This window comes from Brevibacillus sp. NPDC003359 (assembly GCF_042878995.1).
Lineage (GTDB): Bacteria > Bacillota > Bacilli > Brevibacillales > Brevibacillaceae > Brevibacillus.
In genome coordinates, this window is the sequence record NZ_JBIAOR010000032.1 from 1 (window position 1) to 26672 (window position 26672).

The window sequence follows — 26672 nt, forward strand, 5'->3', positions numbered from 1 at the left end:
CCCTCATAGACGATGAGGTTGATAGGTTCGGTGTGGAAGCGCGGTAACGCGTGGAGCTGACGAATACTAATCGGTCGAGGACTTATCCACACATTCTTAGCAATCATGCATATCTAGTTTTGAAGGTGCATATAATCACGGAGAGTTACCCAAGAGGCCGAAGGGGACGGTTTGCTAAACCGTTAGTATGCGCAAGCGTAGCGAGGGTTCGAATCCCTCACTCTCCGCCATTTTTATTTTGGCGGCGTAGCTCAGCTGGTTAGAGCGTTCGGTTCATACCCGAAAGGTCGGGGGTTCGATTCCCTCCACCGCTACCAAAGTTGATTTACATGTAAAATGAAGGTCTCCAAAACTTTTGGTGTGGGTTGAATTCCTATTGCCCCTGCCAGAAGCGTGAGACGTTCTACTATAATATGGCGGTCGTGGCGAAGGGGTTAACGCACCGGATTGTGGCTCCGGCACTCGTGGGTTCAAGTCCCATCGATCGCCCCATAACAATATGGGAGTATAGCCAAGGGGTAAGGCACGGGTCTGCAAAACCCTTATCCCCGGTTCAAATCCGGGTACTCCCTCCATTTTTGTCCCAGTAGCTCAGCAGGATAGAGCAACGGCCTTCTAAGCCGTCGGTCGGGAGTTCGAATCTCTCCTGGGACGCCACGCTCACTAAAACCGCGTAATATCAACGTTTGTCAGACGTGAATGGTTCCGTCAGGCCCTCCGAAAGGGCAACGGTCACACGGTCTGCGAACGGGGAGATAGCGGGAACAATTCGGACATGAACGTCAGACATCGCGGAAATCCGGTCAAAAAAGGACCTCCTACGGACTCAAGTTTAGCATTTGAGTGTGAAGGAGGTTTTTTTTCATGAAGGAAGACCCGCGAATAGGTCGCCAGCTTGTTCGGAGTAAAAGAGCGGTCACGCCACTTACGTATGTCACGTATGAGTTAGATGACGCATTCCAACTGTTCTACAACGTAAAGAAAGCGGAAGGCATGCGAGAACGCACGCTGGCGGATTACAAGGCGCACTGGCGCTATTTTCGTGAATGGATTGATGAGAATTACCCGGATATCAAGCTCGATGAGATAACGTCCACCATCGCTTGGAAATATTACATCTACATGGCGAACGGCCGGACGAAGTATGCTGGAGTTCATAAACGTGAAATAAAGGGACAAGCCCTATCACCAACAACTGTAGCGATCAGGATACGAACACTTCGGACAATGTTTAACTTTTGGTCGCGAGAGAGGATGCTAGACATTAACCCGGTGGCCAACTTGAAGCCGCCAAAAGAGGACGAAGACGAGATCGAGGCGTTTACGGACGATCAGCTCCACAAGTTGATAAATACGCCAGATACAAGAACGTTTGCAGGTTTTCGCGATCGTACTCTTATGCTTCTTTTAGCAGATTCTGGCCTTCGCATACAGGAATCTCTCGGGCTGAAGACAGAGCATATCGACGTGAAATCACGCTGCATTCACTTATCGGCAGCAATGAATAAAAATCGTAAACCGCGTATTGTACCAGTGTCAAGCGAGGTTCTCCGGTTACTATTTGAACTGATGACGGAGAATAAATCTTTCTTCGGTGACCGCGAACACGTCTTTCTTTCGGCATATGGCGATCCATTAACGAGTGATACCGTGCGGAAACGCTTTGCACGATATGGCGTAGAGGCTGGTATTTCCGAGGACGTGCGTGTTTCTCCGCATACATTCCGCCACTATTTTTGTAAGATGTATCTTCTTAACGGAGGCGACTTATTCACGTTACAGAGAATCGTAGGACACGCGGATATTTCAACTACGCGCAAATACGTTCAAATGAGCGATGAGAACATTAGGGCGCAACACGCGCAGTTTTCGCCAATTATGCGGCTTCGTGCCGGTAAGCGACGCTAGCCATTTCCGGCTGGCGTTTTTTTCGTTGTCGGTACGAATCGGGTAATCACGTCCAATCTCCGTCAATGTACGCAAAACGCCGTAGCGATGCGCGTTGTAACCGTCAACTGTCACGCGAATTAAGTTTACAAAACTACATATTTAGCGCAACTTTCGGGGGTCAAACGTAGGCGTGACGCGGGCTCTCCGGTTTACATGTAAAGTTACTATAGCGGTCGCTGACGGCAGGTACCTGACGAGCTGCGCCAATGTCACGGGGTCAAAACATCCGCTGCATGCCTCCGGCGCGTGGCCCCTCGGAAAACTTCGGGTCAAGGCTGCATAAACGATGCATAAACGGTCGGGAAATAAAAACGGTCGAATTGCGCAAACCCGCGCTGTTATGCGGTTTGTATAAACGGTGCATAAACGATAATTATCCACAGGATACGGAATTCGCGCGGTTACTGCGTTTGTGAAAACGTGCTGTGTCCGACATCTACGCTTATGTTAACTGGGAATGGATATCAATTGCATAACGGAACGATTACGGTTTGACTCCCAAGGCCCCCACCCGAAACCGCGTCGTCAGGCACTTATAGGTTGCGCGCAGGTTTTAAAACCTCGGGTCTACCCCACATCACCCCCAGCACCCCCTATCTTGACCCCTCGACAGGCGTCAGAAAAATCCGCGCATCAAAAATTAACTTTGACTTTTCGATTTAATATGTAGGCTCACCGTGTATCCGCACCATTATGGTATAATTAGGTAATTAATGCGGATGGGGGTTCGCTATGAAAAGGTTTACGCTATCATTATTCGCTATTTTCTTAATCGCGACACTATACGGATGTGGTCCGAAGGGCGATCCGAAAGAAACGCTAGAATCGTACTACACGAACGTAATCAACGCGAACTACGACGCGGCGTACGCACTTCTATCGGAGGCAGACCGGAAGGCTACGAGTAAAGACGATTTTGCGCTATTTATGCGAATGAATGCGGAGCTCTACAAGTTGAACGCGACCGAGGTTAAAGGGGCGGAAAAGAGCGGCGAGACGGTTGTCTTCGAGGTAACGGAAAAACAACACAGTTATACAGAGGAAAAGGATAAAAGCCATACCTACAAGCGTTCGGTAGTGGCTGAAAACGGCGAGTGGAAAGTGTTCGCGGATAAAACTTATGGAGACAGTATCGCGGGACAGATGGTAAGGATCGGACAACTGCATTTGAACGGGATAGGAGAGAAGAAGGAGAACCCGAATGAGGCTGCAATATGGTTCAACAAGGCTCTACAGCGTGATAGCGCGCACAACGACGCTAATTTTGGGTTAGCTCTAGCATATATGAAGCTAGGGCGATTTCAAGAGTCAATCGATGCTGCCAAAAAGTTCGTGGAATCCGAAACCTACAACATCAAAAAATCCGACGGCTTGAACGTACTTGGCGTTAGTTATGAGGCTATGCGTGACGTAGCTAAAGCAAAAGAAGCGTACCAAAAGGCGGTCGAATCTAACCCTGGTAATGAGTACGCGAAGACTAATTTGAGCCGCTACAAATAACACAAAAGCCGCTTTCCTTCGCGATGAGGGAGAGCGGTATTTTTATGTGCGATGACGTCGATTCTGCGGTCGATTTCCGTCTATCTGCTAGGTTGTTTCAGCGCGTTACCTATCGAGGGCGGGTTACGCATACCCTCCGGAATATGGACGTAAGAAAAGCGCTTCCCGTGCGTGTGGGAGCTGCTATTCGTTGTCTGACGTATGTTCAAAGAAATCGGCAGGCGAAATCTTTAATCCGGTACATATTGCGTCGAGGACGTCATAACTAATCATTCTTGTCGCGGAAGATGCAAGGGAAGTAATGGTGTTACGGCTAACCCCGGTCAATTCAACTACGTCTTTATTGGTTAATCCTCGCTCTTTCATGATATCACCGAGTCTGCTGCGAATAGCCATAAAAATCCCCCTAAAAATTATCTGCACAAGATGTTGACATTGTGTGCTGGTGAGTGTATTATGAATTCATGCACAAGATGTTGACATGTTGAAACGTCGAAGAGTCGACATTCTTAAATTATATGCCATAACCCCCAACTTTTCAATTGTTCTAAGGCGCTCCCACCCCCATCCGCGCCGAACGTTCCAACGGACATTCCCCGCCTGTTGCTTTCAATTACATAACTTTCCCCGTATCAACCTCCCCCCGATTTTGGCGCAATTCTCCAGCGGACCTCTTCCGCGACCCAGCGTCAGCGTTACGCCAGTAGCGCATTGTCGGTTTGGAGGTAGTTCGCATTTATATCGAAGGAGGACGAGCCTATGACGGTCGATTTAACGAAGGGTATGTATTACGGCGATGACATGTGCGGAGTCTTTTACGCAGATAATGGCGAAGTCTATCACTACTTTATGGGCCAGCTTGAGCAGCCGCGGAAAGAGAGCGAAGAGGAATGACGAAATATCCGCGCATCCACTACCGTATCAGGAGCGATGAGTTCCGCGAGTTATACCCAGCGTTCCTGGTTGACGAAGAAACTGCGGTCGAACTTACGGAATATGGCGTACTGAACGTTTTCGGTGTCATACCGGATAAGCCTGCGGGCGTCTACATAGACACGACGGGTACAATATCGCTCGGAGTTACGGAAAACGAGGACGACATTGCGCTAGTGGTCGATAGATTGCGTAACATGACCGCCTGGGAGTTAGTCGTCCGGTTCATGACGCGCAGTTCGCAGCCATTCGAGTTCGACCTCGTTAATATGAAGGTTGTCGACCCAGCACCGAGTACGCTTCTCGATGAACCATAGTAGGGGAGAGAGGTTCGCATTTATCTGACGGAACATTCGAAAAATGGAGGGGATGAAGATGTTCGAAGTTTATAATTTCGCGGATGAGCAATCAAAGCCAAAGCGTGGAAGACCGAGGAAGGAACGTCCTGGCACCATCAAAGACGTATTGAGCTTCGCGATAGGCTGGCGTAGAACAGTCGTCGGTTGCGTAAATCTCCGACTTGTCGGTAACGCAGCCGGAACCGTCATAACCGTATCGCCGCAAAGATTCGCAAGCATTTGGCCGGAAGCGGGCGCAAAGGCTACGTCCGGTGTCGTGTACCTGACCGCTAAACATGCGGAGGAGCTCGGCTTCACATTCGCGCGAGAAATTGAAGAGGTGATTATCGCATGAGACGCCAATCCCTGTGAATCCACCTCCGGTATCTGCTCGAACTAATCCGCTTCACTCGCTAATCAAGTCCGCTAAACGTCCGATGAAGTCGTGTTCCTTGCGGGCCAACGCTTGGAACGTACGCCAACGATGGAGGATTACCGTCCGCCGAAATCGGAGTAGGGTCTATCGCCCGATGATCCGCCGAGGTGCGTCAACACTTCGGATCGCCACGGGGAGGGCAACGGTCTAAGTTCAACTGAGGGCATCTTCGCGCCAACGACTCTGACCGAGTGAGCTCCGCCAAGGGCTCACCGGATGTACGAAGCAAATCGGTGTACGTACACCGAAAACGGACTACGCGGCGGCAAACGTTGATAGTCCGGCCGTGGGAACTTCCGTCGCGCCAAAGGCGGGAGGTCCGTACGCCACACGGTAACAGTAGAGGAGGAGAAGAAGGGGGTCGTTTGAAATGATACCCTTTCTTCTGCCTGCACTCATTATAAACGAGAACGTGCGTTTGGTTCAAGTTGTTTTTGTGTAAATCTGGAAATTTTTCTCTAACGTTGTACGATTTCTCTTCTGAGTTGTTATTAGAAGTGTGCGGAATAATTTTTTTCTTTAGATATTGTACTTAGGTGTGCAAAATCGAGGTTCGCCCATCTATTTAGGTATAGGGTGCGCGAAATAGGCGATCGCGTACGGCAATATTTTTGAGAGGTGGTTCGAAGGTATCCTCGGACGGCGTTAAACAAAGTAGGAGGGAAATTCCATCGCTGGGCGTACAGATTTAAAAGTCATGCGTTAGAAGAAGTAGAAGGGTGCGTGAAACTACTACCCCATCCATATAATCATGTAGGAGTGTGAGGAAACAAAACCTCACCGCTTAGTGTGAGAAACGAAAAGTAGTGTCGTATATACAAGTAGGGAAGAAAATTTTTACGGCGAGTGTACAGAATGAAAAATAGCTTCGTACATTACAGTAGGTGTACCAATTCTAAGGTCCAGTTGTGCTCTCAATAGTAGATGTACCAGTTTCCAACAAGTCTGTGCTTATAAAAGTAGAGGAGTGATGTACCAATATTTAAAAACATATTGTCCTTTTTTAAGTAGGTGTCCCAATAATATGCCTGACAAGCACACTAAAAAGTAAGGGGGGCATGTCCCAATTTCACAACTTCGCGCCCTATCTATTAATGAGGAGGTGATCCGCCATGTGAACGGGAGCAATCGTCGGATGTCGGAAAAACGGACGAGCCGTCCGAAGCCAACGGACAAATAAACGATATGGGAGAGATGATGGCATGGAAAACTTGACGGCAATGATTGAAACATTTGAGGCAAAGGCGGATCTTCTTTCAGCCTCTGTAATTGCAAACTGGGAGATGGTTAAAGAGGAGCAGCCAGGAAATGAACGACTGCTACATCTTGCTGCTACTGCTGTTGAGTTTGCACATATATACCGCAATGCAGTGAAGTCCTCAATGAGCCTAGGACTATATTGCGATGAGGGAAACTCCGATGGCGCGGCTAGTGGACTTCATGAAGCGTATCAGGCATTTGACTATGTTCACACAAAGACTCCGAATGATAGAACTAAGGCAGCAACTGACCTGGCTTATCAGGGTTTGGAAGCAGTTAGAAATCGAGACGTTGAAAAAGCATCAGCCATCATGAGAACGTTCGCAGATATCGCAATCGCATCGCGAGAAACGTTGCTTGATATCGAACAAGAGCGATTAGCATTGGTGACGAACTAGCGCTGATTAACTAAGAAATCAACTAAAAGGGGCGATTCATTATGAATAAATTCGGAAACATTGAAGTTAGCGCAAAAACATCCGCGAGAATGTTTAGTGCTGATGATGATGCACACGGACTCACCGTGGTAACACTCTCTGATACAGAAACAAGAGGGGCCGTGTACTGGCGTTTCAAGTTCGAACTTTCTGACGGAAGGGAAGTAGAGGTCGGGAATTTTGATGGCGGAGAATGGATTAGGAAAGTCCAGCTTGAGATTGCCGGTGATACAGATGCTTATGACATTGCCTGCGCATTAAGAGCTATCGCGAATACGGTTGAGCACCAATACCGAACGAATGACTGGACGTTTGAGGATGTAAAAGACGAACAGGAATAAAAAACCACGCCGTAAGTTGGCGGGCTCGCGGCGTGTTCCTACGGTAAATCAAATATCGTACTACGAGTATATCACGAAACAGACGGAGGGTGATCGAGGGATGGACGAACAAAAGGAAACGCGGATTTTCTATAAAACGTACGTGGACGCGATCCACTCCGGTATGGTAGCGGACATGGGCGCGGAGAGGTGGCAAACCCTCTGCGTCCTAGCCGCGTACATGGACGAGAATGGCGTGTGCTATCCGTCAATGGAATCAATCGCGATGAGATTGGGGATCGCGCGAGAAAGCGCCAGTCGGCGTATATCGCGGTTACTGAAATACCGCTGGAATGGGCAGCCGATTGTAACTGCTCGCAGACGGAGAGATCCTGCGCCAGGTACGTGGTCAAATAACGTGTATACCCTGGCGCCCGAAACTCAGCTACAGTTCGGGAACAAGGAGCGGTTAAGTAGTTAAACGTCACGTGGTATTCGTCACGTAGTTACCCATCACATTAACAAGAACCATCTTTAAACAAGAGCTATTATAACGAGAACCATAATAATATCGCTCATTACGGCATAAATGCTTTCATTCGCGAACGCTTTCTATAAATAAAAAGGTTTACGAGATAAAAGACTAGCGCGATATATAGCACACAATACCTTATTCGCGTAGAAGGAAGATAACCAATAACCAATGAGGCCGCATGTCGTTAACGTCACGTGGTGAATAAGGAGGCTACGACTTGAAGCCATTCGACCATATCGCGAAAACGCTCGAAACCGCCAACGTCGATTACATGTCCGCAGCTCAACGTAAGTACATCGACGATCAGATCGACCGTATCCTCGACGAAGCCGACCGGACGGCAGCGGAACAAGCCGCCAGCCAATGGACTCGCGAAGAGTGGGAAGCGCGCGAGGACGATTACGCCGCCGATTACGTAGTCATACCGCTATCCTGGGAAGACATCGAGGCGTCGCTATTGGACGCGATAGATGCCGCAACGACGGAGGAAGAGCGATCCGCCGCATACGACAAATATTTGGATACGATGATGCGTTATGAGACGTGCGCCTACGTCTTCTGCGAGGGTATTTTCAGGAAGCAGGGCAAAAAGCAATACTGTTGCCCAGCGCACAAGAAGGCACAGGAGAACGCGAACGAGCGGTATTCAAAAAAGGGAACGTACTTGCCAGCCACCGCGTATATTCCGAAGTACGCCGAGTCGGTTGAGAAGGCGCAACGGACACACGAGTTGCCGTTCGAAGAGTCGGAACTGTTCGAGGAGATCGCGTGGTACTATTCCGAAAAGAGGACGGGAGGGGTTCGCAGGGATCGGGAAACGGAACAACGGACGGGTATTATCACGAGGAGAAAAGGGCGCAGCAATCCGGCTTATGACGCGTTCAAACGAGGCGAAATTGAGGGGGGAAAATTCTTGGGATTTGGCGAAAAAATTTATAAAAATCGACCGATTCGGGCGGAAGAACCGCCCCAAAAGTTGGGTAAGGGTGAGGAGGGGGAATCCCCCGACAGACGATTATTTTTAGGCTTCCGATTCACAAAAGCCGAAACTGTTAAAGTAGGAGGGGAGATGGATGCAGTTAACAGCGGATGACGTGTTCAAGTTACGCGAAACAAAGCACCTTACGCAAGAGCAGTTTGCAGAGAAGATCGGCGTACACCACTCATTGGTTTGCTTGATGGAGAAAGGTAAAACGCCAGTAAGCCGACGAATCGCGGTACGTATCGTTGCGGCGTTTGGGCTGACTAACGAGAGCTTGATGGAGTTACGGGAAATGCCCGTTTAATTTTTTTTGTTACATAAATTTAAAAATGCGCATATTAACCCACTTTAAATTTAACTCAGAAAGGTGCGCAAGTCAAGGGGGATAAATGAAACGAAATGGAAACGAAAACTTGCCGCAAATGTGGTGAAACCAAGCCGCTAAATGAGATGGGGCACGATGCCAGCTATAAAGACGGCGTGAGCACGCTTTGTAAGACCTGCGCAGTCCGGAGCTCACGTGTCCGGTACGACTCAAACTATCACGTATTCAAATGGCACCGACGCCGCGCAGCTAGTTACGGAGTAGGAACGTACTTCACATGCGATGAGTTCACCGCCATCCGTACGGCACCTGATCGCGCTTGCGTGTATTGCGGGAACTGCAATGACTTGGGCGTGGAACACGTAAGGCCGCTTCTTCATAATGGCCCTAATTCGCAATGGAACGTAGTAACCGCCTGCAACTCGTGTAATAGCCGGAAGAAGAACCGGACGGTAATCGAGTTTTATGAGAGCGAGCCCGCATTCACAGCCGAGCGGTTCGACGCCCTTATCGCGCACATGGCGCACCACAACGGATGCACACCGGAGGAAATGCGTTGGTTGATCGAAGGCTATCACGCTGGCGAGATGTGGTCGAAGGAGCAACGGGATAAGAGAAAGAGGGGGAAAATCGCACATGAAACAGCAAGTAGTAGAGCGCGCGCCGTCGTTTGAGGATCGCGCAAACGGAAAAATTCGAGTGTCAACCTGGGACCAACCGGACTATTTCGAGTGGATTGTATCGACTGGATTTACTTCGCCGCGGCATGACCCAAAGCCGCAGCCAGCCGACGGGCAGCGCTGTGGAAAGATGAAGTGGTTCTCAGAAAGAAAAGGGTATGGTTTCAGTACCTGTGATATTTTCGTTCACTCGCGCAACGTAGTCAGCGGAGAGCTCCGGTCAGCCTCCCGAATCGCATTCGACGTCAAGGAAGGCGGTAAGAGTCCGGAAGCAATCAACGTGAAGGTGCTCCGATGAAACAGGCGCGCGCATTATTAGCGGAAGCACAACGCCTACAAACGCTTGTTAACGATGATGGACGTTTACGCACCGAGTTCTCGCGCGAGTCCCGTATCATTGCCGATACGTTCCGCGACTACGAAGACCATTTCCGTTACCAGTGGCACAGCGACAACGGGCGAGGGCGCTTACTCTACGCTCGCTACCTTTCTATCGCGCAGGACTTACGGATTGCAACGACCATCCTACGCGGTGCCGTCCGGTACTCGAACGCAGGATCAATCGAAGTTAAGCGCGGAGAGATACGCCAGTCCGTCCGCAAGTTGGCCGGGCTTATTCGCGATGGGATTTCAGGGGAGACGGACGGGGCGGATTCGGTGACGGACGTAGATAGGGCGCTGGTAATTAAATGATTGCTGCGGAGAGAGGAGGTGAGTCCGATGCTGCGCGTCTATTGGTGTGACTCGTTACCGTCGTTCGTCAAATGGCTCTTGAAAAACGGAGGGTACGAGCATTTCAAAAAAATTAAATTAAGACAGAAGGGGAGAAAATGACGGATGGAACAAGTAGAACAAGCCGCCGTACAAATCGCGGACGCTGAGACACAAGTCGAGACCGAGAGAACGTTCACCCAGTCAGACATTGACGCAATGAGGACGGAGTGGGAACGCCAGCTACAGGAATCGCAAACCGCGCTCCAACAGCAGGCCGTCAAGCACGCTTTTTTCCGCAAGGCTACGGAACAAGGTGTAACTGACGCAGACAAGCTGATGCAGTACGTCAATCTGACAGGTGTAACGTTTGACGAGAACGGCCAGCCACAAGGCATCGACGAAATTATCGCAGCGGTACAGGGCGCGGCACCTACTCGAAAAACGCCAAAGATTATTGGAGGGCCTTCGCAACATGTGACACAAGACAGGACAGCTCAAGCAATGCTCGACGAGGCTGCGGAAAGAGCTCGCAGGACCGGGCGGCATGAGGATCGTGCAGCTTATTCAGCGTTAAAGAGACAAACAACAACTACTTGGAGGTAGGTAATTATGACAACAGTTTACTCTTATGATTTGATTGGCAAGAAGCAATCCGTAGTAGATGAGATTCTCATTCTAAATCCGGATCAGACTCCCATGCTTAACCTACTTGGGTTCGGCAATCCAGTGACATCCACGACACACACGTGGTATGAGGACGAAGTGTTCGCGACAAAGGCCAAAGTTACGACCGCCACGACTGCCGCAGCAACCGCCCTTGTTGTCTCGGAGGTAGAGGCGTTTCGTCCAGGAATTGTTGCGCAGATCAACGAGGAGATGGTACTTGTACAATCCCTAGACCCGGCAACGAAGACCTTGACGGTTATTCGTGGCTATGGCGGGTCAACCGCGGCGGCTATCGTTAAAGACGCGGAAATCGAAGCTCTATTCGTTGAGGGCCAAGAAGGATCTGACGCGCGCGAATCGCGCTATAAGCCTCGTCAAAAGGTTGATAACGTGACGCAGATTTTTGACGACAGCGTAGAAGTAACAGGAACCACCCAAGAAGTTGCTCAGTATGGTGTGAGCGATATGTACGGATATGAGAAGTCGAAGGTAGAGCTTGCGCTCGCGTTGCAGCTTGAGAAAGCCATCATTAACGGGTTGAAGTTCGACCAAGGCCGAGTACGCCAAATGCAAGGTATGCGCAGTTTCATCAAGACGAATGTGACGCCAGCCACCACACCGATTAGCGTGGATATTTTGAACGGTGCGGCGCAAAAGATTTACTCCACCGGAGGGTTCGCGAGTGGTGGTAAGTATGCGATTATCGTACCGTCAAAGCAAAAGCTCGCTATCAGTGCGCTAACTAGCGATAAGATTCGCATTACTCAAGCGGAAACGAGTCGCGGCCAGGTCGTTGACCACCTCGTTAATGACTTCGGAAGATTCCCGATCATCATGAATGATAATCTCAAGTCAGACGAGTTGTTCTTCATCGACACAAACCGAGTTGCTATTCGTCCGCTGGGTGGGCGTTCGTTCACGCACGAGTTACTAGCGCGTACGGGTGACTACCAGCGAGGAATGATCGTCGGCGAGTATACGCTTGAGTTCCGCCAAGAGAAGGCGCACGCCCGCATTAAGGGTCTGCAATAAGAAGACATCGGGACTGCCCTTCTTGGGTGGTCCCTTTTCTTTGTATATGGGGAGGAATGCGAGTGCGCGAATCAGCGGAAGCACATTGCGAGTTCTGGCGATCTGGCGGACTATGCCACATACGTCCAGACGGCGATGCCCGGTGTAAGTATCATCGCGAGGATACGCCCACATGCCGCTATCTGACGTTGTACGTGCTGCGCGGACGGGGAGGGAGCCGGAAGCATGAAACGAAGAAAGCGCGGTCGCCCGCCACGTAAGGAGCTCACGGATACCCAGCGCCTGGCTATCGAAATAATGGTGTGGCATTGGAAAACAGTTAGGACACACGAGGACGTCGCGAAAAGGTGCGGAGTCTCACGAATGGCTTTGTACAAATGGCGTACGCGAAACAAGCGATTTCAACGAGAGTATGACCGTGAGTTAACACGCTATCTAAACGTGACGCGCCCTCGATTGAGATATTCACGGAACGATCTTTTAAGCGACTTCAAGCTATTAGAAAAGGCCATAACAACATGGCTGAACTAACTTTAGGGGAGGAATGATAATGGACTATTACGCAATGGCAGTAGCAGCAAGCGCGGCAACCACGAAACTCGCCGCGGTGATTGAAGGAACACGCAGCTTTTTTCCGTCCGAGTACGTCCAGTTTCGTCAGATAGTGGCGGAGCTCAAGCGCGATAGGGTTACGGAAACTGCGCAATTCGCTCGCCAAATGGACGAGATTTACCGAAGCGTGGCGCGATTGGACGAGTTAAGACAAAAGTGGCCGGAGAGTTCGCGACCGATCCGGAAGGAAAAGGCGAAGATTGCGGTGTCACTAGGCGCTATTGACGTAGTTCGCGGTCGTCTTATCGCAAAGATCATTCAGAGGGTAGGTGGGTAAGCCATGGCATTCGACCTTATGGCGCGATTGAGGTTGAGGGATGACGCATCCAGCAAGCTACGGCAGTTTATGGGCGGACTCTCATCGGTAGCAGCGGTCGCCGGGACTACAGCGCTTGCCATCTCGTCTATTAACAAGGCGATGGACTATGAAGCACAAATGTCGTCGATTAAGGCGCTCACTGGCGCATCCAACACCGAAATGATGCGGATGTCGAACCTCGCAATGGAGATGGGGGCCTCCACTAAATATTCGAGCCTAGAGGCTGCGTCTGGAATCGAAGAGCTTCTCAAGTCGGGGCTTACACCGGCACAAGTCGAAGCAGGCGGACTCCAATCAGCGTTAAATCTCGCAACGGCCGGTGGATTGGAGCTTGCGGACGCGGCCGAGATCATGTCAACGTCACTGAACGCGTTTAAACGTGATGCTCTCGCGGCGGAAGATGCAGCGAATATTCTCGCCGGTACTGCAAACGCATCCGCGACAAGTGTCCAGGACCTCCGTTATTCACTCTCCGCGGTATCGGCCGTGGCATCCGGCGTGGGAATGAATTTCCGCGACACCAACACGGCTCTCGGACTCTTTGCGAACAACGGGATTCGCGGAAGCGATGCCGGAACCTCGCTGAAAACGATGCTCTCGAACCTGCAGCCGACAACTAAAGACCAAATCGCGCTATTCAAGAAACTGGGTATCGTCACTCAGACGGGAGCCAACGCCTTCTATGACACACGCGGTAAGCTGAAATCACTCGACCACATCGCGGGGATTTTGCAGACGTCACTTGGCAAAATGACGGATCAACAGCGAATGCTTGCACTTGAGGTTATGTTCGGTTCTGACGCCATTCGCGCTGCTACCGTTCTTTACAACGAAGGCACAGAGGGAGTCCGGAAATTCCAAACGGAAATGTCGAAGGTGACAGCTCTTGATGTCGCAAAGCAGAAAATGGACAACGCTAAAGGTGCTCTCGAGCAGTTGAGCGGCGCTCTCGAAACCATTCAGATATCCGCGTCACAACCGTTGCTCCCAGTGGTCAAAGACATGGCGCTGATGTTCGCGGATATGGCGCAGGAATACGGGCCTCAGATCACGGCGACTTTTGAACAGGTGGGTAAGAGTATTCGTGAATTTATGGACCCGTACGTCAACAATCCGCAGAGATGGGAAGTCACTGGACAAGCCGAGATGAAGTTCAAGCAGGCGGAAATAATGGACAGGGCAGGCGGGCCACCTCCGTTTTGGAAGCACCTTATCGGGGGCTTTGAGGAATGGTACGGTTCATCGGGCAAGCAGATGATACAGAATGGCGCGTCGAGAGTAGCCAAAGACTTCGGCTTGTTTCTTGAGGAGAACGCGGCAGATATCGCAAAAGCTGGCCTCACAATCGGCGCTAGGATTGCCACAAGCATCTCTCAGGGCATCCGAAGCGAGATGGAAAACAGCGTATTTGGCAACGCGATCCTCAACGCCAATCCAGCGCTCAACTTCGGTGATAAGGTCGGTACATGGGCGGTAGACTGGTTCATGCCGCAGAAAACAGACGAGCAAGCATACCACGGTATCGACTACGTGCCACGCGACGGACTCGTTACGAAGTTACACAAAGGTGAGCGCGTGATGACGGCGAGGGAGAATAGCGAAGAGGGCGGTGGTTCCGGCGGGAGCGTCAATGTCTCCGGAAATACATTCGTGGTAAATGCGGCTGGCGGCGACGTTGATGATCCGAAAGTAATCGATAAGATCGCGTACGCTCTTGTGCGTCAAATGGCGGCAACACTTGCGTAGAATAACGAAAGCCCACCGGCGAGAGATCGCAAGTGGGCGTTTTTTTTGTTTGCGTTAGGTACGATGACATGTTTTCTTCGATCTGAGTACGTATAAAATACGAAAGTTAATGTAGATACTGTAAGAGTAGGCGCAAAGTTACCCAGAATAATAACTAAAAATTTGTTATATACATAGTCAACACTTTGGATTATAATTGGATTGAGGTTAGCAGTGCGCAAACAGCAACACATAATAGTGTAACTTTTTTTTAGATTTGATGCAAGTGTTTTTTACGAAGCAAAAAATCCGCAGATGCGCCAACATCCACGGATTTTCATACAATTGTGACTGTGAGGAGACTCACGGCGCGCAATCAAGCTCTAATCCACCTTACGCCTGCGAAGCTACTAGGTGGATTTTTGCATTTTTATATATCTCCGTCGGAGCCACTTATACAACTTTACTGTTGCTAATATCGAACCTGGTAGGCTCGCTAGTTTCAAAAGCAACATAAATGTAGTAGTTGTAAGCACTTGGCCTCACCTCCTTTAATGGAGGCTACACCGTTCGGCTCCCTGTCTCAACTGTATATTATTTATTATACACGCTTGGGACAATATTCTAAATAGCATTACCAGTATCTTCTTTGAAATATTTTTTGGAAATACAACATCTAGTGTTATTTTTGAGAATTTTCACTGGATGACGCTGAATGTGCACGAAAAAGACGCCCTTTAATAGGCGTCTTAGAAAGATTCAACGATCACTCACCGCAAGATCATTCAGTGGTGAGTATTTTTTATGAGCGCGGGAGATGCAGGCACATGCGTAGAATGAAGAAGGCCCTTCCGGATTTTACGGAGGGGCGATTTTTTGTTTAGTTACAATTAATCACGGGTTCAAAGGTGCGCGGCATGGGTCACTTAGGATACTGGATGGTGAGTTAACTAACCCCATTCCGTAATCAAACGTAGTATGATAATATAATTTTTGAATAATATAAAATAGGGAGATTAACTGTGAAACTTGGTGGACCCGCGCTATTATTTATTGGATTATACATGATTGTCATAGCAGTAAATCGGATGTATGGGACTGTAATTAGCTCGTACGCTCTCGTTGCGTTTTCCATAGCCGCAATTTCATTTACGTTGGGGGATTTATTAAAGCACTTTCGCCCTCGAACAAAAAACAACCCATTCTACCATGTGGCGCTCGGATTTAGTTTAGGAGGGTTTGTTGGGCCATTAATAGGTGCTAAATTTAGTTCTTCTTTTGATATTGCTGCGATCACGGATGGACTTACACTTGTAGGGCTATCCATGCCTTTCTTAGCAAACGGAATTAAGGAAATACTAGGAAATGTACTTGAGTCAGAAAAATAACTCTAAAAAGCGCCCCAGCAACGGAAGTAACTCCGCTGCCAAGGCGCTTTTTTGTCCCAAAAAGGAATGCTACGATATGCCTAGCGGCTATTTGCCACCACCGTTAAAGGAGCGTGCTCGTCCGTGATCTACCGCGATTTCGATCCATCGTTCTATTTCACCGTACCTTGGCGCGATGCGTCCGCGGTCCAACTCCAATTAATCGAATCGTCTGTTCCTTACGTTCTCGACTCGCATCCGAACGGAGAAGTGACGTTCCTGTTTCCGGATTTACCTCCGCGATTGTACGCACAGGTCCGGAAAATTTTCGGAGGGAACGGAATTCCTATTGATAAATTCGGAGAGTGAGCGCATAATATAGGAACAAACGTTCGGTGACGAAGGCGCATGAAATGGCGAAGAAAATCGATAATTTATTCGGATCATCACGATTTGTACTACCGGAGCAACGAGCGGCGCTAATCGAACATAACCAGGCGCGTGGATTGGTGGAGCGGCCGGCCGTGGATGACGATGACTTCGGGGAGATGTGTTTTCGTATCTACGACTCAACGCAATATGACTACGCGATAGCCGTTAAGTGGTTCATTCCGAGAAAGGGAACGCTAGGTACGTTATGGATTAACGTTGAGGATCTCGTGGCGGTGACGAAGTGAATTCCTATTCATCAAAAAAATCACACGGAATGGAACGTATATAATAAGGAAGATTTACGTCTGACGGACTCGTTTTTGAGCTGCGTGATACCCTACGAACTCATCCTGTTATTGTATTTGACGTGCAACGTGCTAAAAAGTATACTGTTTTTATAAACATTGAGTCCGTAAGTAAACTTTTTTACCGTGTGTCACCGTGAATGGACGAAGCAGGCAACCGTAAGGATTCGGGATATAACGGACACTACCGATAACTTCTAAGCCGTCGGTCGGGAGTTCGAATCTCTCCTGGGACGCCACGCCTTTTCAAAAGATAGCCTCCTTAGGACGTTGTGGCGTCCACAGGAGGTTTTTTTGTAGAAAATAACTCGTCTATCAGAATACAAACGGAAGCAAGTGGTAAGGCAAAGGGATATTTCAAAAAAAAGTTAAAAAATTTTCATCTATAAATGGAAATATTTTGTCTAATTTGTCATAAATTATGTAAAAAAATCACAAAATATGGCTCCTATTCTATTCGGAAAATGTGACGAAAAGATGATATTTTTGTAGAGAGGCGTTTCTATCCTTTCAAAATTATTGCGACATGTAACTTTCTTTTTCGACAAACGTATCTAATTAGAAGACTGAACGAAAAAACGATAGTTTGACAGGAAAAATATGGACGTTATTCAGTCAAAAACGATATTGACTTGCGAAAATTGATTGTGTATACTCAAAAACGTACTTCGTGTCAACAGAAAAACACAAGTAAAATCAGTGTTTATAGGCGGTCGTGGTGGAATTGGCAGACACACCATCTTGAGGGGGTGGCGGGGCGACCCGTGCGAGTTCGAGTCTCGCCGACCGCACCAATCCCGGAAGCAATCAGGAAGAAATGGAAACGAGTGTTTGTATTTTTCCAAATAAATCGAGCCTTTTTCGACAAGGGCTTTTTTTTCTGCCAACTGCAAAGCACTGTCGAATAGAAAGAGAAAAAGGTGGGAAAGGTGATAGCAGTGCCTTATTTTTTCCCACTTTTGGGTCATTGCTTATGAATCGCATTTGATGTAAACTGCCAAGTGAGAGAAAAACAATAGAGAAATGTTGGAAAAACAACACTACCTAAATTCAGATCAGACCCAATCTGGTTTAGGTCGAGGAGAAGAACCCATGAGTGTAATTAGAGAGATCATTGAGGGATTATTCATCGGATTTACTTCTGCGGTGGGCGTAATCGGCACATACCAAACACTGGTTTCTTGTGCAGGCCTGTTCCGCAAAAAAGAGCAAGTAACAACTGAGCCGCAAAAGACGTTTGCTGTGCTCGTGGCTGCTCACAATGAGAGCACCGTAATTGCTCCGCTAATTGAAAACCTGAAGAAACTCGACTATCCACGTGAAATGTACGACATCTTCGTCATTTGCGACAACTGTACAGATAACACGGCAGAAATTAGTCGGGCGCATGGTGCAATTGCATGTGAGCGTTTTGACACATCCAAGCGTGGGAAAGGCTACGGCATCGAATGGATGCTGGAGAACCTCTGGGCAAGACCTAAGCAGTATGACGCTGTCGTAATGTTTGATGCTGACAACTTGGTTGAGAAAAACTTCCTGAAAGTAATGAATGACCGTCTCTCCAAAGGGGCACGTGTGATTCAAGGCTACCTCGATTCCAAGAACCCGTTTGATTCCTGGATTACGCTGTCCTATGCGGTAACCTACTGGTTTACAAACCGTATGTGGCAGCTGGCTCGTCACAATTTGGGACTGCCGAACACTTTGGGCGGAACTGGCTTGTGCATTGAGAGCAACCTGCTCAAAGAAATGGGCTGGGGAGCAACCAGTCTCACGGAAGACCTGGAATTTGCAACACGTTGTATTGAACGCGGTATTTACCCGACTTGGGCACATGACACCAAGGTATGGGATGAAAAACCGATTGATTTAAAATCGTCTATGCGCCAGCGTTTGCGTTGGATGCAAGGGCATTACGATGTAGCAGGACGTTACATTCGAGCTGTATTGTTTAATGGATTGAAGTCAAGAAAGCTGGGAATGCTTGATGCAGCCTTCTACCTCTTCCAACCGATGTATGTGCTGATGGTGACAATGATGTCGGTATTGTTCCTGGCAAGATTTTTTGATATTGGTACGCTGACAACGGTATCCACGATCTTGCCTACATGGCTGGTATACGGTTCTACTGCCGTGTTCTACCTGTTGCCGATCTTGGCCCTCTATTTGGATAAAGTTCCGTGGAAGGGGTATTTCGGGCTCCTCTTGCTACCGTTCTTTTTCCTGACCTGGCTTCCGATTATGTTTTACGCGTTCTTTACGAAGAAAAACCAAGAGTGGAGTCACACCTCTCACACACGCGCGATTCGTATCGAGGAGATCCAGCAATAGTGACGTAAACAAGCAAAACCACAGGGGGAATATTCACCTGTGGTTTTCCTATTATCTTAAAGTAGCAAGACCGTTGCCGAATTTGGTATAATGACGTGATCAAGCAAGTAGCGTTCGCCATCGGGATTAAGGCACCAGCTGAAGACGCCGCGGTGCCAATAGGAGGAAAACAGCAATGAAGCTCGCGACAGATATTCACAACAACGACGTCCCATTGTTGTGGGGCGATAAACGATACCATACATGGAATTATCATTTAAGAGGGACTTTTCACGAAAAGATTTTCAAGGTTCCATTGGATGGCGGCTTTAGTTGTCCGAATCGGGATGGGAAAGTAACGACAGGTGGCTGCACGTTTTGTAGCGCAAGAGGATCTGGAGATTTTGCTGGTGACCGCAGAATGGATCTGGAAAGACAGTTTCATGATGTGAAAAATCGCATGCATGAGAAATGGCCGCAAGCCAAATATTTGGGCTTCTTCCAAGCGTATACGAATACGTATGCACCTGTGGAGGAGCTGCGGGAGATGTACGAAGTCATCCTTAAGCAAGAAGGCGTCGTTGGACTCTCCATTGCAACGAGACCTGACTGCCTGCCAGACGACGTCGTGGAGTATTTGGCTGAATTGAATGAGCGCACATATTTGTGGGTGGAGCTCGGACTACAGACAGTTCATGAGCACACAGCACAGTTAATTAATCGGGCGCACGATTATCAATGCTACGTGGATGCTGTAGAGAGGCTGCGCAAGCACAACATCCGTGTATGCTCTCATATCATCTACGGACTGCCAGGAGAGAGCCACGAAGAAATGATGCAGACGGCGGATGCTGTGGCCCATCTGGATGTGCAGGGGATCAAGATACACCTGTTGCATCTGCTGCGCAAAACACCGATGGTGAAGCAATATGAGGCAGGTCTCTTGGAATTCCTGTCGCAGGAAGAGTACACGAAGCTCGTAGTGGATACATTGGAAATTTTACCTCCAGAGATGATCGTCCATCGAATCACAGGGGACGGGCCACCTGATCTTTTGATTGGCCCGATGTGGAGCCGTAAAAAGTGGGAAGTACTCAATGGCATTGATGCAGAACTGAAAGCGCGGAATAGCTGGCAAGGAAAATTTTTCGTGCCACGCACGTAATGAAGCAACAACAAAAAGGGAGCCTTTTCTGGGCTCCCTTTCTTTTTATCGATTTCGAATCAGATTTCTCGCACGCTTCGGGTAATTGGTAATCAGACCATCTACACCACAGTCAATGGCACGCTGGATTTGCCGACCACTGTTCACCGTCCAGCTCAATACTTCAAATTGATGCTGCTTCGCTTGTTTGACAAGGTCTTCAGTCAATTGGTCAAAAGGGACGTGCAATTGATCGGCTCGATAGTTGCTAGCTACTTCCCAAGGCTTGGCGAGTGGTCCAATATATAAAAGTCCCGTTGTTTGCGTAGCATCCAATTGCTTGATTCGTAAAAGGCTGTCAAAGTTGAACGTTGAAATGATGGTTCGCTCTGTTAGCTGATAACGCCTGATTTGCTCGATGAGGAGTTCCTCTAGGTGGGGTTGATCCAAAAAGAAATTTTTCATCTCGATGATGAAGCGCAGTGGTGTGTCGACAAACGTCTGGAATACCTCCTGCAGGGTTGGAATGTGGGCTTTTGGTACGCGTGTAGACGAGTCCTTATCGGCACGTAGCTGACGAAGTTCACGCAATGTGTACTGTCGCACCAATCCAGAACCATTGGTCGTGCGCTCCAGATTGTGGTCATGAATGACAACCAGCTTATTGTCACTGCTGAGCTGGACGTCCAATTCGATTCCATTGGCTTTTCGTCGGACGGCTCCTTGAAACGATTCCATCGTATTTTCCGGAAACAGGCCGGAAGCTCCACGATGGGCATAGATAAGTGGGGGCACGAGGGCTTCCTCCCTTCTCGAGCATGTGATTACCTATAACCATGATATGTAAATGGCCCCTCGATACGACCTGACATGAGAGGCATCTCCAGAAGTCTATCCGATTACGACGAGTACGATGACCAAAAGGACAAAGAGGACAAGGATCAGGGCAAAATTGTTATTGCAGCTCACAAAAAACACCCTCCTTCTCGCACATGAAGCATCTACTTTCATGGTATGAAAAACGAGTAAATATGACCCAACAGAATGCCCACCTTGCGTTTTTTTGTGCATGAGGAACGCTTTTTTTTTTTATACAGATTGGCAGATGACGGCCTTATTTGTTTTGCTACAATGAGAGGAGGAGTACTGCAGGGGAGGATGAAGACATGATAAATGTTGTAGGTGCACAGGACACTGGCGACCTGATCATTGATCGACAAAATCGCCGGGTGAAGCTGCATATGTATGAGCCATCACAAATCGAGCAATGGGATCGGGTCATGAAGGAACTGGCCGAAGAGTCAGAGGCAACAAAAATCATTGTGTACGGGAAGAAACAAGATGTTCCGAAATGGCAATCGCTGGGTTACGAGCTGGAGGGAACCATTGATGGGTTTTTTCAAGGAGAAAACGCACAGATGCTCACCTGCTATCAGACAAAAGAGCGGGCTGCCTCTGGCGCAGCAAAACTTGCCGAGGAAATTCTTGCGCTGAGCCTAGCACGAGCGGGAAGTACGATAGAGAAATCGTTACCCGAGGGATACCACATGCGTGACGCAACAGAGGCAGACGCGAAGGAATTGGCGTGTTTGTATGGACTGGTATTCGCGACGTATCCTACACCAATGAACGATCCGTCCTACATTCATAAAACCATGCAAGAAGGTACAATCTACTATGTCATTGAATTTGAAGGTAAGATTGCATGCGCATCGTCAGCTGAAGTATCCGAACGATTTGGTTCAGCGGAAATGACGGATTGCGCGACACATCCAGACCATGCGGGGAAAGGTCTCCTCCAACCGCTATTTATCGCGCTGGAACAAAGGATGGAGGAGAAGGGGATTTACTTTTTGTACACCTTGACGCGGGCACAATCAGCAGGAATGAATGTGACAGCTGCCAAGATGGGCTATGCATACCGCGGACGGCTGATTAACAATTGTACGATCTTTTCAGGCTATGAAGACATGAATATATGGGTAAAGCCACTTCGCCCGACAAGGGGGTAACAGGCTACCTGTTTGTAGGATACAACTGTTGTTGCAGACGACGGGCCATCAAGGCCAATTGAAGCTGCCAGCGTTGATGAGCATCCTCCAGGCGGTAGCCTGTTTTTTCTTCAATTTGGGTCAACCGGTACTTGAGCGTATGTCGATGGATATACAAGGCTTGCGAGGTCTGTAGACCGTTTCCATTCTGGGCCAAATACACCTCAAGTGTTTCAAGAAGCTGTTGGTTGTATTTCGTATCATAGCGAATTAATGGGTCCAACAATGGGTTCCACAGGCGGAGCAAGCTTTCTTTTTCGCGATGATACGGAAACAAAAATTGATAGCCCTGCATATCCCGGTATCGTAAAATTTGCGGGGATTGGGCCAACAGCGGGTACGCTTGCAGAGCAAACATCGCTTCTTCGGAGGCACTGACGACGTTTGGCAATTGCTCACAGGGATTGCTCAAGGCGATTTGTAGGTCAAGAGAAGGGTGCAGCCCTCTCCAGCGGGAAGTGAGCTGTTCCAACAAGCGCAGGCTCGTCTGATCATCCGGTAAAATAAACAAGAGACAATGTGGCCGTTCGCGCAGCAAATAAGAGCGCTGATGACGGTCGCTAAGCCTTCGCATCAATGTAATGACACTTTGATGCATGTCTCCGAGCATCGTCTGATCGGCCACTTCTACCCGAACAGCCACACAGAGATGATGTCCAGCAAGCGGGTACCCGAGCATGCGACAACGGCTCTCCAGCTCCGAATCGGCCAGCTGCTGCCCGTTCAGCAACTCCTCCACAAAATCCCCTTTTAACCGCCATTCCGTTGCGGCTACCGCTCTTTCCTTTACATATTCGAGTGCACACAAGGTAGAGGCATGCTGAAGAGCGACGTCATCGAGCTCTTTCCAGGCGTGCTCGGGCTTCGATAACGTCAATGTGCCAAAATGCTCGCGATTGGCGCGAATCGGTACACGATGAGCGATTTCCTGGGACTGATCATGCTGCTGTGCTTCCGAACTGCCATGCTGTGTGACTTCAAAGCCTAGTGCATCGATGAGCGATACGACCCCTCCCGTAAGTGCAGCGAGCTCGCCTGCGATGGCAGGAAGGCCTCCTTTGGACAAGGCAGCGTCAATCATTCGGTTATGAATCGCCGAAGAATAGGCCAGCGTCTCAAATTGCCGATTCATGATCGGCTGCAAGATGGCTTTGGTTATGGTCGAAAAGTTAATTTCCGTGGGAATTTCAATCAATGGAAGTTGATAGTGATCCGCCAAAGTCAAAAAGGTCTCGGGAATTTCGCGTAAATAAAAGCCCGTATGAATCGCGACGCCACTCAGTTTTTGCTTTGCCAACGATGGAATAAAAGAAGCGAGCTTTTCCGTATGTTCAGCCAGCCCAAAGCCGGTTGTAATCAAAAATTCGCCTTCCTGCAAGCGACTCGTATCCTCCAGCACCTCGACAATGGTCACCCAACGAATCGGATTGTCCAGTCCGCCTGCTCCTGCGATCAGCCTCGTGTGAACCATGTCCGGCAGTTGCAGAGCTTCTCTTATCGTGATGGTCATCAGGTATCTCCTCCAAAAGCCTCGATAAAGGTTCTCTTATACAAAATGTACAAAAGATTTTGTCTCTTTACCATGTTTTTTTGCCAGCACGTAGGATGGCTCTTGCGTGTTGGTCAGCTAGGATAGAGGTAGAGAATAAGCGAGGTGGCGACGAAAATGACGAAAAGCTATGTAATCAAGCCTGAATTGGGCAAGGAGTATCCAGTAATTTCTCACGGAAAAGGAATTTATCTTTACGATAATGAGGGAAATCGTTACATCGACGGTTCCAGTGGAGCGGTGACCGCAAGCATCGGTCACGGTGTAGAAGAAGTGGCTGAGGAGATGTATGCACAAGCCAAGGAGGTTTCCTTCGTATACCGTTCGCATTTTAGCAGTGATGCTGTAGAGAAGCTGGCTACAAAGCTCGCGGAGTGGGCACCAGGCTCACTGAACTGGACGTTTTTTGTCAGCAGTGGTTCGGAAGCAACGGAGACTGCACAAAAAATCGCGATTCAGTACTGGCAGGAAAAAGGAAGACCAACGAAAAACCGGATTATCTCCCGCTGGATGAGCTATCACGGGATTACGATGGGGGCACTTTCCATGTCTGGGCACGTTTTGCGTAGAAAGCGGTTCACCCCATTATTGGCTGACTATCCGGCTATCACAGGACCATATCCGTATCGCAAGCCTGAAGACATGTCCCTCGAATCGTATGCGCTTGCGTGTGCAAATGAGCTGGAGACTGCTATATTGCGCGTCGGACCTGAACAAGTAGCTGCGTTTATCGCTGAGCCTGTCATCGGGGCTTCTGGTGGAGCGGTTGTGCCGCCGGACGGTTACTTCCAACGCATTCGCGAGATTTGCGATAAGTACGAGGTTTTATTTATCGCAGACGAAGTAATGACAGGGGTAGGTCGCACGGGGAAAGCGTTTGGGATCGACCATTGGGGCGTCGTACCTGATTTGATGGCCTTGGGCAAAGGGATGAGTGCCGGTTACACGCCTATGGCCGCTACAATTGTCTCGGACGAAATCATTGAGACGATTACAAAAGGCAGCGGCTCGATTATGGCAGGACATACGTATAGCGCCAATCCACAATCTGCTGCTGTTTCTCTGGCTGTCCTCAACTATGTGGAGAAGCATCAGCTCGTAGACAAAGCAGCAGAACAAGGTGCCTATTTGCTTGCCCGCTTAAAAGAGCTGGCTGATGAGCTCCCGTTGATCGGAGATGCACGTGGTCTTGGCATGCTGTGTGCGCTGGAACTAGTGAAAAACAAGCAGACAAAAGAACCTTTTGCGCTTTCTCAAGGCGTAGGCGGGAAAGTCATTGAAAAAGCATTTGAAAAAGGCTTGCTGATTTATCCTGCAATGGGCGGAATCGATGGTGTGGCAGGCGACGCTGTCATCATCTCACCTCCACTGACGATTACTACGGAGCAAATCAATGAGCTGATATCACTCTTGAAAGAAGCAGTGATAGCTGTTCAGCAAGAACTCCAAGACAAGGCACTGATCGGATAGAGAGGGAGGTAATTAATATAAACATATAACATTAAACAACTTTATACAAAAACAAACCTGTAGTACAATGTAATCAGGTGATGAAAAATGTACTCCATAGGGAAGTTTGCAAAGATGATCGGTGTAACGCCTAAAACGTTAAGGGAATGGGATAAGTCAGGAAAGCTAACCCCAATTTTAGTAAAAGAAAATGGGTATCGTTACTACACGGATGAACAGTTGTATGAGTATCTGCGAAGACCTGCTGTCGAGCAGGAAAGAATAACAATTGGCTACTGCCGAGTATCAAGTAACAAGCAGAAAGATGCCTTAGAACGTCAAGTGGAGAATGTAAAATCCTACATGATTGCGAGAGGTTACTCTTTTGATGTGATTACAGACATCGGCAGTGGCATTAATTATGAAAAACGCGGGTTGCTTCAACTCATGGATTTCATCATTCAAGGTAAGGTTGATCGCGTTGTTGTTCTTGACAAGGATAGGTTACTAAGCTTTGGCTTTGAACTCTTTGAGAATCTATGCAATAGATTCAGTGTTGTTGTTGAAATAATAGACAACTCCGAGAAAACAGAAGAACAGGAATTAGTTGAAGACCTTATCCAGATCGTAACGGTGTTTAGTTGTAGATTGCCAGGAAAACGAGCAAACCAAGCAAAGAAAATGATAAAGGAGTTGGCAAAAAATGATTCTAGCGAAGAAAGTTAGGCTCAAGCCAACTCCTGAACAAGAACGACAACTTTGGAAATCTGTTGGTACTGCTCGTTGGGCTTACAACTGGACGCTTGCAAAGCAAGAAGAAAACTATCGTAACGGCGGAAAGTTCTTGCTAGACGGTGATCTACGTAAGGAGCTGACGCAGCTCAAGCAATCGGAAGAATATTCTTGGTTGTATGAAGTATCCAATAACATTACAAAACAGGCGGTCAAAGACGCCTGCGATGCTTACAAGAAATTCTTCAAGAAGTTAGCGGAAAAGCCAAGCTTCAAGAGCAGAAGACGCTCTAAGCCGTCTTTCTACAACGACAACGTGAAGCTGAAAGTTAAGCAGAATCACGCTCTCATTGAAAAGGTCGGATGGGTAACGACATCTGAACAATTGCCTACAAATGTGAATTATACGATGCCTCGAATCTCTTTTGACGGGAAGTATTGGTACTTATCTGTAGGTGTTGAACAAGAATTCATTCAGCCGGAGCTGTCAGGCGAGAGCCTTGGAATTGACGTAGGCGTAAAAGAGCTTGCGGTATGCTCTAACGGAATGACTTTCAAGAACATTAACA

At 48.5% G+C, this 26672-nt stretch carries 31 protein-coding genes, 6 tRNA genes and 1 rRNA gene; 34 read left to right on the forward strand and 4 right to left on the reverse strand.

Annotation, left to right across the window (positions count from 1 at the left end):
• From ACFYU8_RS31130 to ACFYU8_RS31165, 8 genes are all read left to right on the forward strand, one after another.
• Window positions 1–90, forward strand: a 23S ribosomal RNA gene (locus ACFYU8_RS31130); the annotation flags it as partial.
• A 49-nt stretch (window positions 91–139) separates the two neighbouring features.
• Window positions 140–230: transfer RNA gene (locus ACFYU8_RS31135), tRNA-Ser, on the forward strand.
• Window positions 231–240: 10 nt separating this feature from the next.
• Window positions 241–317, forward strand: a tRNA-Met gene (locus ACFYU8_RS31140).
• Between the two features lie 99 nt (window positions 318–416).
• A tRNA-His gene (locus ACFYU8_RS31145) sits at window positions 417–492 on the forward strand.
• Window positions 493–501: 9 nt separating this feature from the next.
• Window positions 502–575, forward strand: a tRNA-Cys gene (locus tag ACFYU8_RS31150).
• 5 nt (window positions 576–580) lie between these two features.
• Window positions 581–657: transfer RNA gene (locus ACFYU8_RS31155), tRNA-Arg, on the forward strand.
• A 207-nt stretch (window positions 658–864) separates the two neighbouring features.
• Window positions 865–1908 (forward strand): tyrosine-type recombinase/integrase, encoded by a 1044-nt coding sequence (locus ACFYU8_RS31160; RefSeq protein ID WP_390307204.1) that lies wholly within the window; start codon window positions 865–867, stop codon window positions 1906–1908.
• 774 nt (window positions 1909–2682) lie between these two features.
• Window positions 2683–3450 carry a tetratricopeptide repeat protein gene (locus ACFYU8_RS31165; protein ID WP_390307202.1) on the forward strand — a complete coding sequence of 256 codons (768 nt, stop codon included), beginning with the start codon at window positions 2683–2685 and terminating at the stop codon, window positions 3448–3450.
• Window positions 3451–3633: 183 nt separating this feature from the next.
• Here the strand turns inward: ACFYU8_RS31165 and ACFYU8_RS31170 are convergent, their stop codons facing one another.
• Entirely contained in the window at window positions 3634–3846 is a 213-nt protein-coding gene (locus tag ACFYU8_RS31170) for a helix-turn-helix domain-containing protein (protein WP_390307200.1), read from the reverse strand.
• Window positions 3847–4209: 363 nt separating this feature from the next.
• On the opposite strand from ACFYU8_RS31170, the gene ACFYU8_RS31175 reads away from it, so the two are divergent.
• The 22 genes from ACFYU8_RS31175 (at window position 4210) to mnmL (ending at window position 20343) form a co-directional block, all read left to right on the forward strand.
• Window positions 4210–4344 carry a hypothetical protein gene (locus ACFYU8_RS31175; protein WP_390307198.1) on the forward strand — a complete coding sequence of 45 codons (135 nt, stop codon included), beginning with the start codon at window positions 4210–4212 and terminating at the stop codon, window positions 4342–4344.
• Window positions 4341–4700: a hypothetical protein gene (locus ACFYU8_RS31180; RefSeq protein ID WP_390307196.1), complete on the forward strand. Its 360-nt coding sequence runs from the start codon at window positions 4341–4343 to the stop codon at window positions 4698–4700. Before ACFYU8_RS31175 ends, ACFYU8_RS31180 begins: the two co-directional genes overlap by 4 nt.
• Window positions 4701–4758: 58 nt before the next feature.
• Window positions 4759–5076: a hypothetical protein gene (locus ACFYU8_RS31185; protein ID WP_390307194.1), complete on the forward strand. Its 318-nt coding sequence runs from the start codon at window positions 4759–4761 to the stop codon at window positions 5074–5076.
• A 1283-nt stretch (window positions 5077–6359) separates the two neighbouring features.
• Window positions 6360–6815, forward strand: coding sequence for a hypothetical protein (locus tag ACFYU8_RS31190; RefSeq protein WP_390307192.1), 456 nt, complete (start codon window positions 6360–6362; stop codon window positions 6813–6815).
• 41 nt (window positions 6816–6856) lie between these two features.
• Window positions 6857–7195 (forward strand): hypothetical protein, encoded by a 339-nt coding sequence (locus tag ACFYU8_RS31195; RefSeq protein ID WP_390307190.1) that lies wholly within the window; start codon window positions 6857–6859, stop codon window positions 7193–7195.
• A 100-nt stretch (window positions 7196–7295) separates the two neighbouring features.
• A complete protein-coding gene (locus tag ACFYU8_RS31200; RefSeq protein WP_390307188.1) occupies window positions 7296–7655 on the forward strand; it encodes a helix-turn-helix domain-containing protein in 360 nt (119 codons plus the stop codon).
• A 271-nt stretch (window positions 7656–7926) separates the two neighbouring features.
• Complete coding sequence (locus tag ACFYU8_RS31205) at window positions 7927–8802, forward strand: hypothetical protein (RefSeq protein WP_390307186.1); 876 nt, start codon at window positions 7927–7929, stop codon at window positions 8800–8802.
• Window positions 8783–8995 carry a helix-turn-helix transcriptional regulator gene (locus ACFYU8_RS31210; protein WP_390307183.1) on the forward strand — a complete coding sequence of 71 codons (213 nt, stop codon included), beginning with the start codon at window positions 8783–8785 and terminating at the stop codon, window positions 8993–8995. Before ACFYU8_RS31205 ends, ACFYU8_RS31210 begins: the two co-directional genes overlap by 20 nt.
• Before the next feature lie 146 nt (window positions 8996–9141).
• Window positions 9142–9690, forward strand: a complete 549-nt coding sequence (locus tag ACFYU8_RS31215; RefSeq protein ID WP_391366026.1) for an HNH endonuclease — start codon at window positions 9142–9144, stop codon at window positions 9688–9690.
• Window positions 9653–9994: a cold shock domain-containing protein gene (locus ACFYU8_RS31220; protein WP_390307179.1), complete on the forward strand. Its 342-nt coding sequence runs from the start codon at window positions 9653–9655 to the stop codon at window positions 9992–9994. The genes ACFYU8_RS31215 and ACFYU8_RS31220 overlap by 38 nt, the downstream gene beginning before the upstream one ends.
• Complete coding sequence (locus ACFYU8_RS31225; protein WP_390307177.1) at window positions 9991–10389, forward strand: hypothetical protein; 399 nt, start codon at window positions 9991–9993, stop codon at window positions 10387–10389. Before ACFYU8_RS31220 ends, ACFYU8_RS31225 begins: the two co-directional genes overlap by 4 nt.
• Window positions 10390–10533: 144 nt before the next feature.
• The gene (locus ACFYU8_RS31230) at window positions 10534–11013 is read left to right on the forward strand and encodes a phage scaffolding protein (RefSeq protein WP_390307174.1); all 480 of its coding nucleotides are present in this window, start codon (window positions 10534–10536) and stop codon (window positions 11011–11013) included.
• 6 nt (window positions 11014–11019) lie between these two features.
• Window positions 11020–12108: an SU10 major capsid protein gene (locus ACFYU8_RS31235; RefSeq protein WP_390307172.1), complete on the forward strand. Its 1089-nt coding sequence runs from the start codon at window positions 11020–11022 to the stop codon at window positions 12106–12108.
• 225 nt (window positions 12109–12333) lie between these two features.
• Window positions 12334–12639 (forward strand): phBC6A51 family helix-turn-helix protein, encoded by a 306-nt coding sequence (locus ACFYU8_RS31240; protein ID WP_390307169.1) that lies wholly within the window; start codon window positions 12334–12336, stop codon window positions 12637–12639.
• Between the two features lie 19 nt (window positions 12640–12658).
• The gene (locus ACFYU8_RS31245; RefSeq protein ID WP_390307167.1) at window positions 12659–12997 is read left to right on the forward strand and encodes a hypothetical protein; all 339 of its coding nucleotides are present in this window, start codon (window positions 12659–12661) and stop codon (window positions 12995–12997) included.
• A gap of 69 nt (window positions 12998–13066) precedes the next feature.
• The gene (locus ACFYU8_RS31250) at window positions 13067–14785 is read left to right on the forward strand and encodes a phage tail tape measure protein (protein ID WP_391366028.1); all 1719 of its coding nucleotides are present in this window, start codon (window positions 13067–13069) and stop codon (window positions 14783–14785) included.
• A 1001-nt stretch (window positions 14786–15786) separates the two neighbouring features.
• Window positions 15787–16152 (forward strand): hypothetical protein, encoded by a 366-nt coding sequence (locus tag ACFYU8_RS31255; RefSeq protein ID WP_390307162.1) that lies wholly within the window; start codon window positions 15787–15789, stop codon window positions 16150–16152.
• Window positions 16153–16275: 123 nt separating this feature from the next.
• Window positions 16276–16500 carry a hypothetical protein gene (locus ACFYU8_RS31260; protein ID WP_390307160.1) on the forward strand — a complete coding sequence of 75 codons (225 nt, stop codon included), beginning with the start codon at window positions 16276–16278 and terminating at the stop codon, window positions 16498–16500.
• Window positions 16501–16544: 44 nt separating this feature from the next.
• Entirely contained in the window at window positions 16545–16808 is a 264-nt protein-coding gene (locus ACFYU8_RS31265; RefSeq protein ID WP_390307158.1) for a YolD-like family protein, read from the forward strand.
• Between the two features lie 769 nt (window positions 16809–17577).
• Window positions 17578–17662: transfer RNA gene (locus tag ACFYU8_RS31270), tRNA-Leu, on the forward strand.
• Between the two features lie 298 nt (window positions 17663–17960).
• Window positions 17961–19199 carry a glycosyltransferase family 2 protein gene (locus ACFYU8_RS31275; protein WP_390307156.1) on the forward strand — a complete coding sequence of 413 codons (1239 nt, stop codon included), beginning with the start codon at window positions 17961–17963 and terminating at the stop codon, window positions 19197–19199.
• Window positions 19200–19374: 175 nt separating this feature from the next.
• A complete protein-coding gene (gene mnmL, locus ACFYU8_RS31280) occupies window positions 19375–20343 on the forward strand; it encodes a tRNA modification radical SAM protein MnmL/YtqA (RefSeq protein ID WP_390307154.1) in 969 nt (322 codons plus the stop codon).
• A 45-nt stretch (window positions 20344–20388) separates the two neighbouring features.
• Here mnmL and ACFYU8_RS31285 read toward each other — a convergent pair whose 3' ends face one another.
• On the reverse strand, window positions 20389–21117 hold the full coding sequence (locus tag ACFYU8_RS31285; RefSeq protein ID WP_390307152.1) for a glycerophosphodiester phosphodiesterase: 729 nt from the start codon (window positions 21115–21117) through the stop codon (window positions 20389–20391).
• A gap of 96 nt (window positions 21118–21213) precedes the next feature.
• Window positions 21214–21393: a YjcZ family sporulation protein gene (locus tag ACFYU8_RS31290; RefSeq protein WP_391366019.1), complete on the reverse strand. Its 180-nt coding sequence runs from the start codon at window positions 21391–21393 to the stop codon at window positions 21214–21216.
• 95 nt (window positions 21394–21488) lie between these two features.
• Here ACFYU8_RS31290 and ablB point away from each other — a divergent pair, with 95 nt between their 5' ends.
• Window positions 21489–22334 carry a putative beta-lysine N-acetyltransferase gene (gene ablB, locus ACFYU8_RS31295; protein ID WP_390307150.1) on the forward strand — a complete coding sequence of 282 codons (846 nt, stop codon included), beginning with the start codon at window positions 21489–21491 and terminating at the stop codon, window positions 22332–22334.
• Between the two features lie 4 nt (window positions 22335–22338).
• Here the strand turns inward: ablB and ACFYU8_RS31300 are convergent, their stop codons facing one another.
• The gene (locus ACFYU8_RS31300) at window positions 22339–23883 is read right to left on the reverse strand and encodes a PucR family transcriptional regulator (protein WP_390307148.1); all 1545 of its coding nucleotides are present in this window, start codon (window positions 23881–23883) and stop codon (window positions 22339–22341) included.
• A 156-nt stretch (window positions 23884–24039) separates the two neighbouring features.
• Between ACFYU8_RS31300 and ACFYU8_RS31305 the strand changes: the two genes are divergently transcribed.
• The 3 genes from ACFYU8_RS31305 to ACFYU8_RS31315 form a co-directional block, all read left to right on the forward strand.
• Window positions 24040–25392 (forward strand): aspartate aminotransferase family protein, encoded by a 1353-nt coding sequence (locus ACFYU8_RS31305; RefSeq protein ID WP_390307146.1) that lies wholly within the window; start codon window positions 24040–24042, stop codon window positions 25390–25392.
• 87 nt (window positions 25393–25479) lie between these two features.
• A complete protein-coding gene (locus tag ACFYU8_RS31310; RefSeq protein ID WP_391366022.1) occupies window positions 25480–26097 on the forward strand; it encodes an IS607 family transposase in 618 nt (205 codons plus the stop codon).
• Window positions 26075–26672 (forward strand): RNA-guided endonuclease InsQ/TnpB family protein (locus ACFYU8_RS31315; RefSeq protein WP_391366024.1); only part of this gene is annotated, 598 nt, incomplete at its 3' end. The genes ACFYU8_RS31310 and ACFYU8_RS31315, both read left to right, overlap by 23 nt.

What these genes read in the sequence shown, in the direction of transcription:
- ACFYU8_RS31290 (WP_391366019.1), bottom strand. Translation starts at nt 21,393, where the DNA reads ATGCACAAAAAAACGCAAGGTGGGCATTCTGTTGGGTCATATTTACTC.
- ACFYU8_RS31170 (WP_390307200.1), bottom strand. Translation starts at nt 3,846, where the DNA reads ATGGCTATTCGCAGCAGACTCGGTGATATCATGAAAGAGCGAGGATTA.
- mnmL (WP_390307154.1), top strand. Translation starts at nt 19,375, where the DNA reads ATGAAGCTCGCGACAGATATTCACAACAACGACGTCCCATTGTTGTGG.
- ACFYU8_RS31180 (WP_390307196.1), top strand. Translation starts at nt 4,341, where the DNA reads ATGACGAAATATCCGCGCATCCACTACCGTATCAGGAGCGATGAGTTC.
- ACFYU8_RS31190 (WP_390307192.1), top strand. Translation starts at nt 6,360, where the DNA reads ATGGAAAACTTGACGGCAATGATTGAAACATTTGAGGCAAAGGCGGAT.
- ACFYU8_RS31220 (WP_390307179.1), top strand. Translation starts at nt 9,653, where the DNA reads ATGAAACAGCAAGTAGTAGAGCGCGCGCCGTCGTTTGAGGATCGCGCA.
- ACFYU8_RS31210 (WP_390307183.1), top strand. Translation starts at nt 8,783, where the DNA reads ATGCAGTTAACAGCGGATGACGTGTTCAAGTTACGCGAAACAAAGCAC.
- ACFYU8_RS31305 (WP_390307146.1), top strand. Translation starts at nt 24,040, where the DNA reads ATGACGAAAAGCTATGTAATCAAGCCTGAATTGGGCAAGGAGTATCCA.
- ACFYU8_RS31175 (WP_390307198.1), top strand. Translation starts at nt 4,210, where the DNA reads ATGACGGTCGATTTAACGAAGGGTATGTATTACGGCGATGACATGTGC.
- ACFYU8_RS31200 (WP_390307188.1), top strand. Translation starts at nt 7,296, where the DNA reads ATGGACGAACAAAAGGAAACGCGGATTTTCTATAAAACGTACGTGGAC.
- ACFYU8_RS31240 (WP_390307169.1), top strand. Translation starts at nt 12,334, where the DNA reads ATGAAACGAAGAAAGCGCGGTCGCCCGCCACGTAAGGAGCTCACGGAT.
- ACFYU8_RS31215 (WP_391366026.1), top strand. Translation starts at nt 9,142, where the DNA reads ATGGGGCACGATGCCAGCTATAAAGACGGCGTGAGCACGCTTTGTAAG.
- ACFYU8_RS31230 (WP_390307174.1), top strand. Translation starts at nt 10,534, where the DNA reads ATGGAACAAGTAGAACAAGCCGCCGTACAAATCGCGGACGCTGAGACA.
- ACFYU8_RS31275 (WP_390307156.1), top strand. Translation starts at nt 17,961, where the DNA reads ATGAGTGTAATTAGAGAGATCATTGAGGGATTATTCATCGGATTTACT.
- ACFYU8_RS31185 (WP_390307194.1), top strand. Translation starts at nt 4,759, where the DNA reads ATGTTCGAAGTTTATAATTTCGCGGATGAGCAATCAAAGCCAAAGCGT.
- ACFYU8_RS31250 (WP_391366028.1), top strand. Translation starts at nt 13,067, where the DNA reads ATGGGCGGACTCTCATCGGTAGCAGCGGTCGCCGGGACTACAGCGCTT.
- ACFYU8_RS31310 (WP_391366022.1), top strand. Translation starts at nt 25,480, where the DNA reads ATGTACTCCATAGGGAAGTTTGCAAAGATGATCGGTGTAACGCCTAAA.
- ACFYU8_RS31160 (WP_390307204.1), top strand. Translation starts at nt 865, where the DNA reads ATGAAGGAAGACCCGCGAATAGGTCGCCAGCTTGTTCGGAGTAAAAGA.
- ACFYU8_RS31235 (WP_390307172.1), top strand. Translation starts at nt 11,020, where the DNA reads ATGACAACAGTTTACTCTTATGATTTGATTGGCAAGAAGCAATCCGTA.
- ACFYU8_RS31300 (WP_390307148.1), bottom strand. Translation starts at nt 23,883, where the DNA reads ATGACCATCACGATAAGAGAAGCTCTGCAACTGCCGGACATGGTTCAC.
- ACFYU8_RS31195 (WP_390307190.1), top strand. Translation starts at nt 6,857, where the DNA reads ATGAATAAATTCGGAAACATTGAAGTTAGCGCAAAAACATCCGCGAGA.
- ACFYU8_RS31245 (WP_390307167.1), top strand. Translation starts at nt 12,659, where the DNA reads ATGGACTATTACGCAATGGCAGTAGCAGCAAGCGCGGCAACCACGAAA.
- ACFYU8_RS31165 (WP_390307202.1), top strand. Translation starts at nt 2,683, where the DNA reads ATGAAAAGGTTTACGCTATCATTATTCGCTATTTTCTTAATCGCGACA.
- ACFYU8_RS31225 (WP_390307177.1), top strand. Translation starts at nt 9,991, where the DNA reads ATGAAACAGGCGCGCGCATTATTAGCGGAAGCACAACGCCTACAAACG.
- ACFYU8_RS31265 (WP_390307158.1), top strand. Translation starts at nt 16,545, where the DNA reads ATGGCGAAGAAAATCGATAATTTATTCGGATCATCACGATTTGTACTA.
- ablB (WP_390307150.1), top strand. Translation starts at nt 21,489, where the DNA reads ATGATAAATGTTGTAGGTGCACAGGACACTGGCGACCTGATCATTGAT.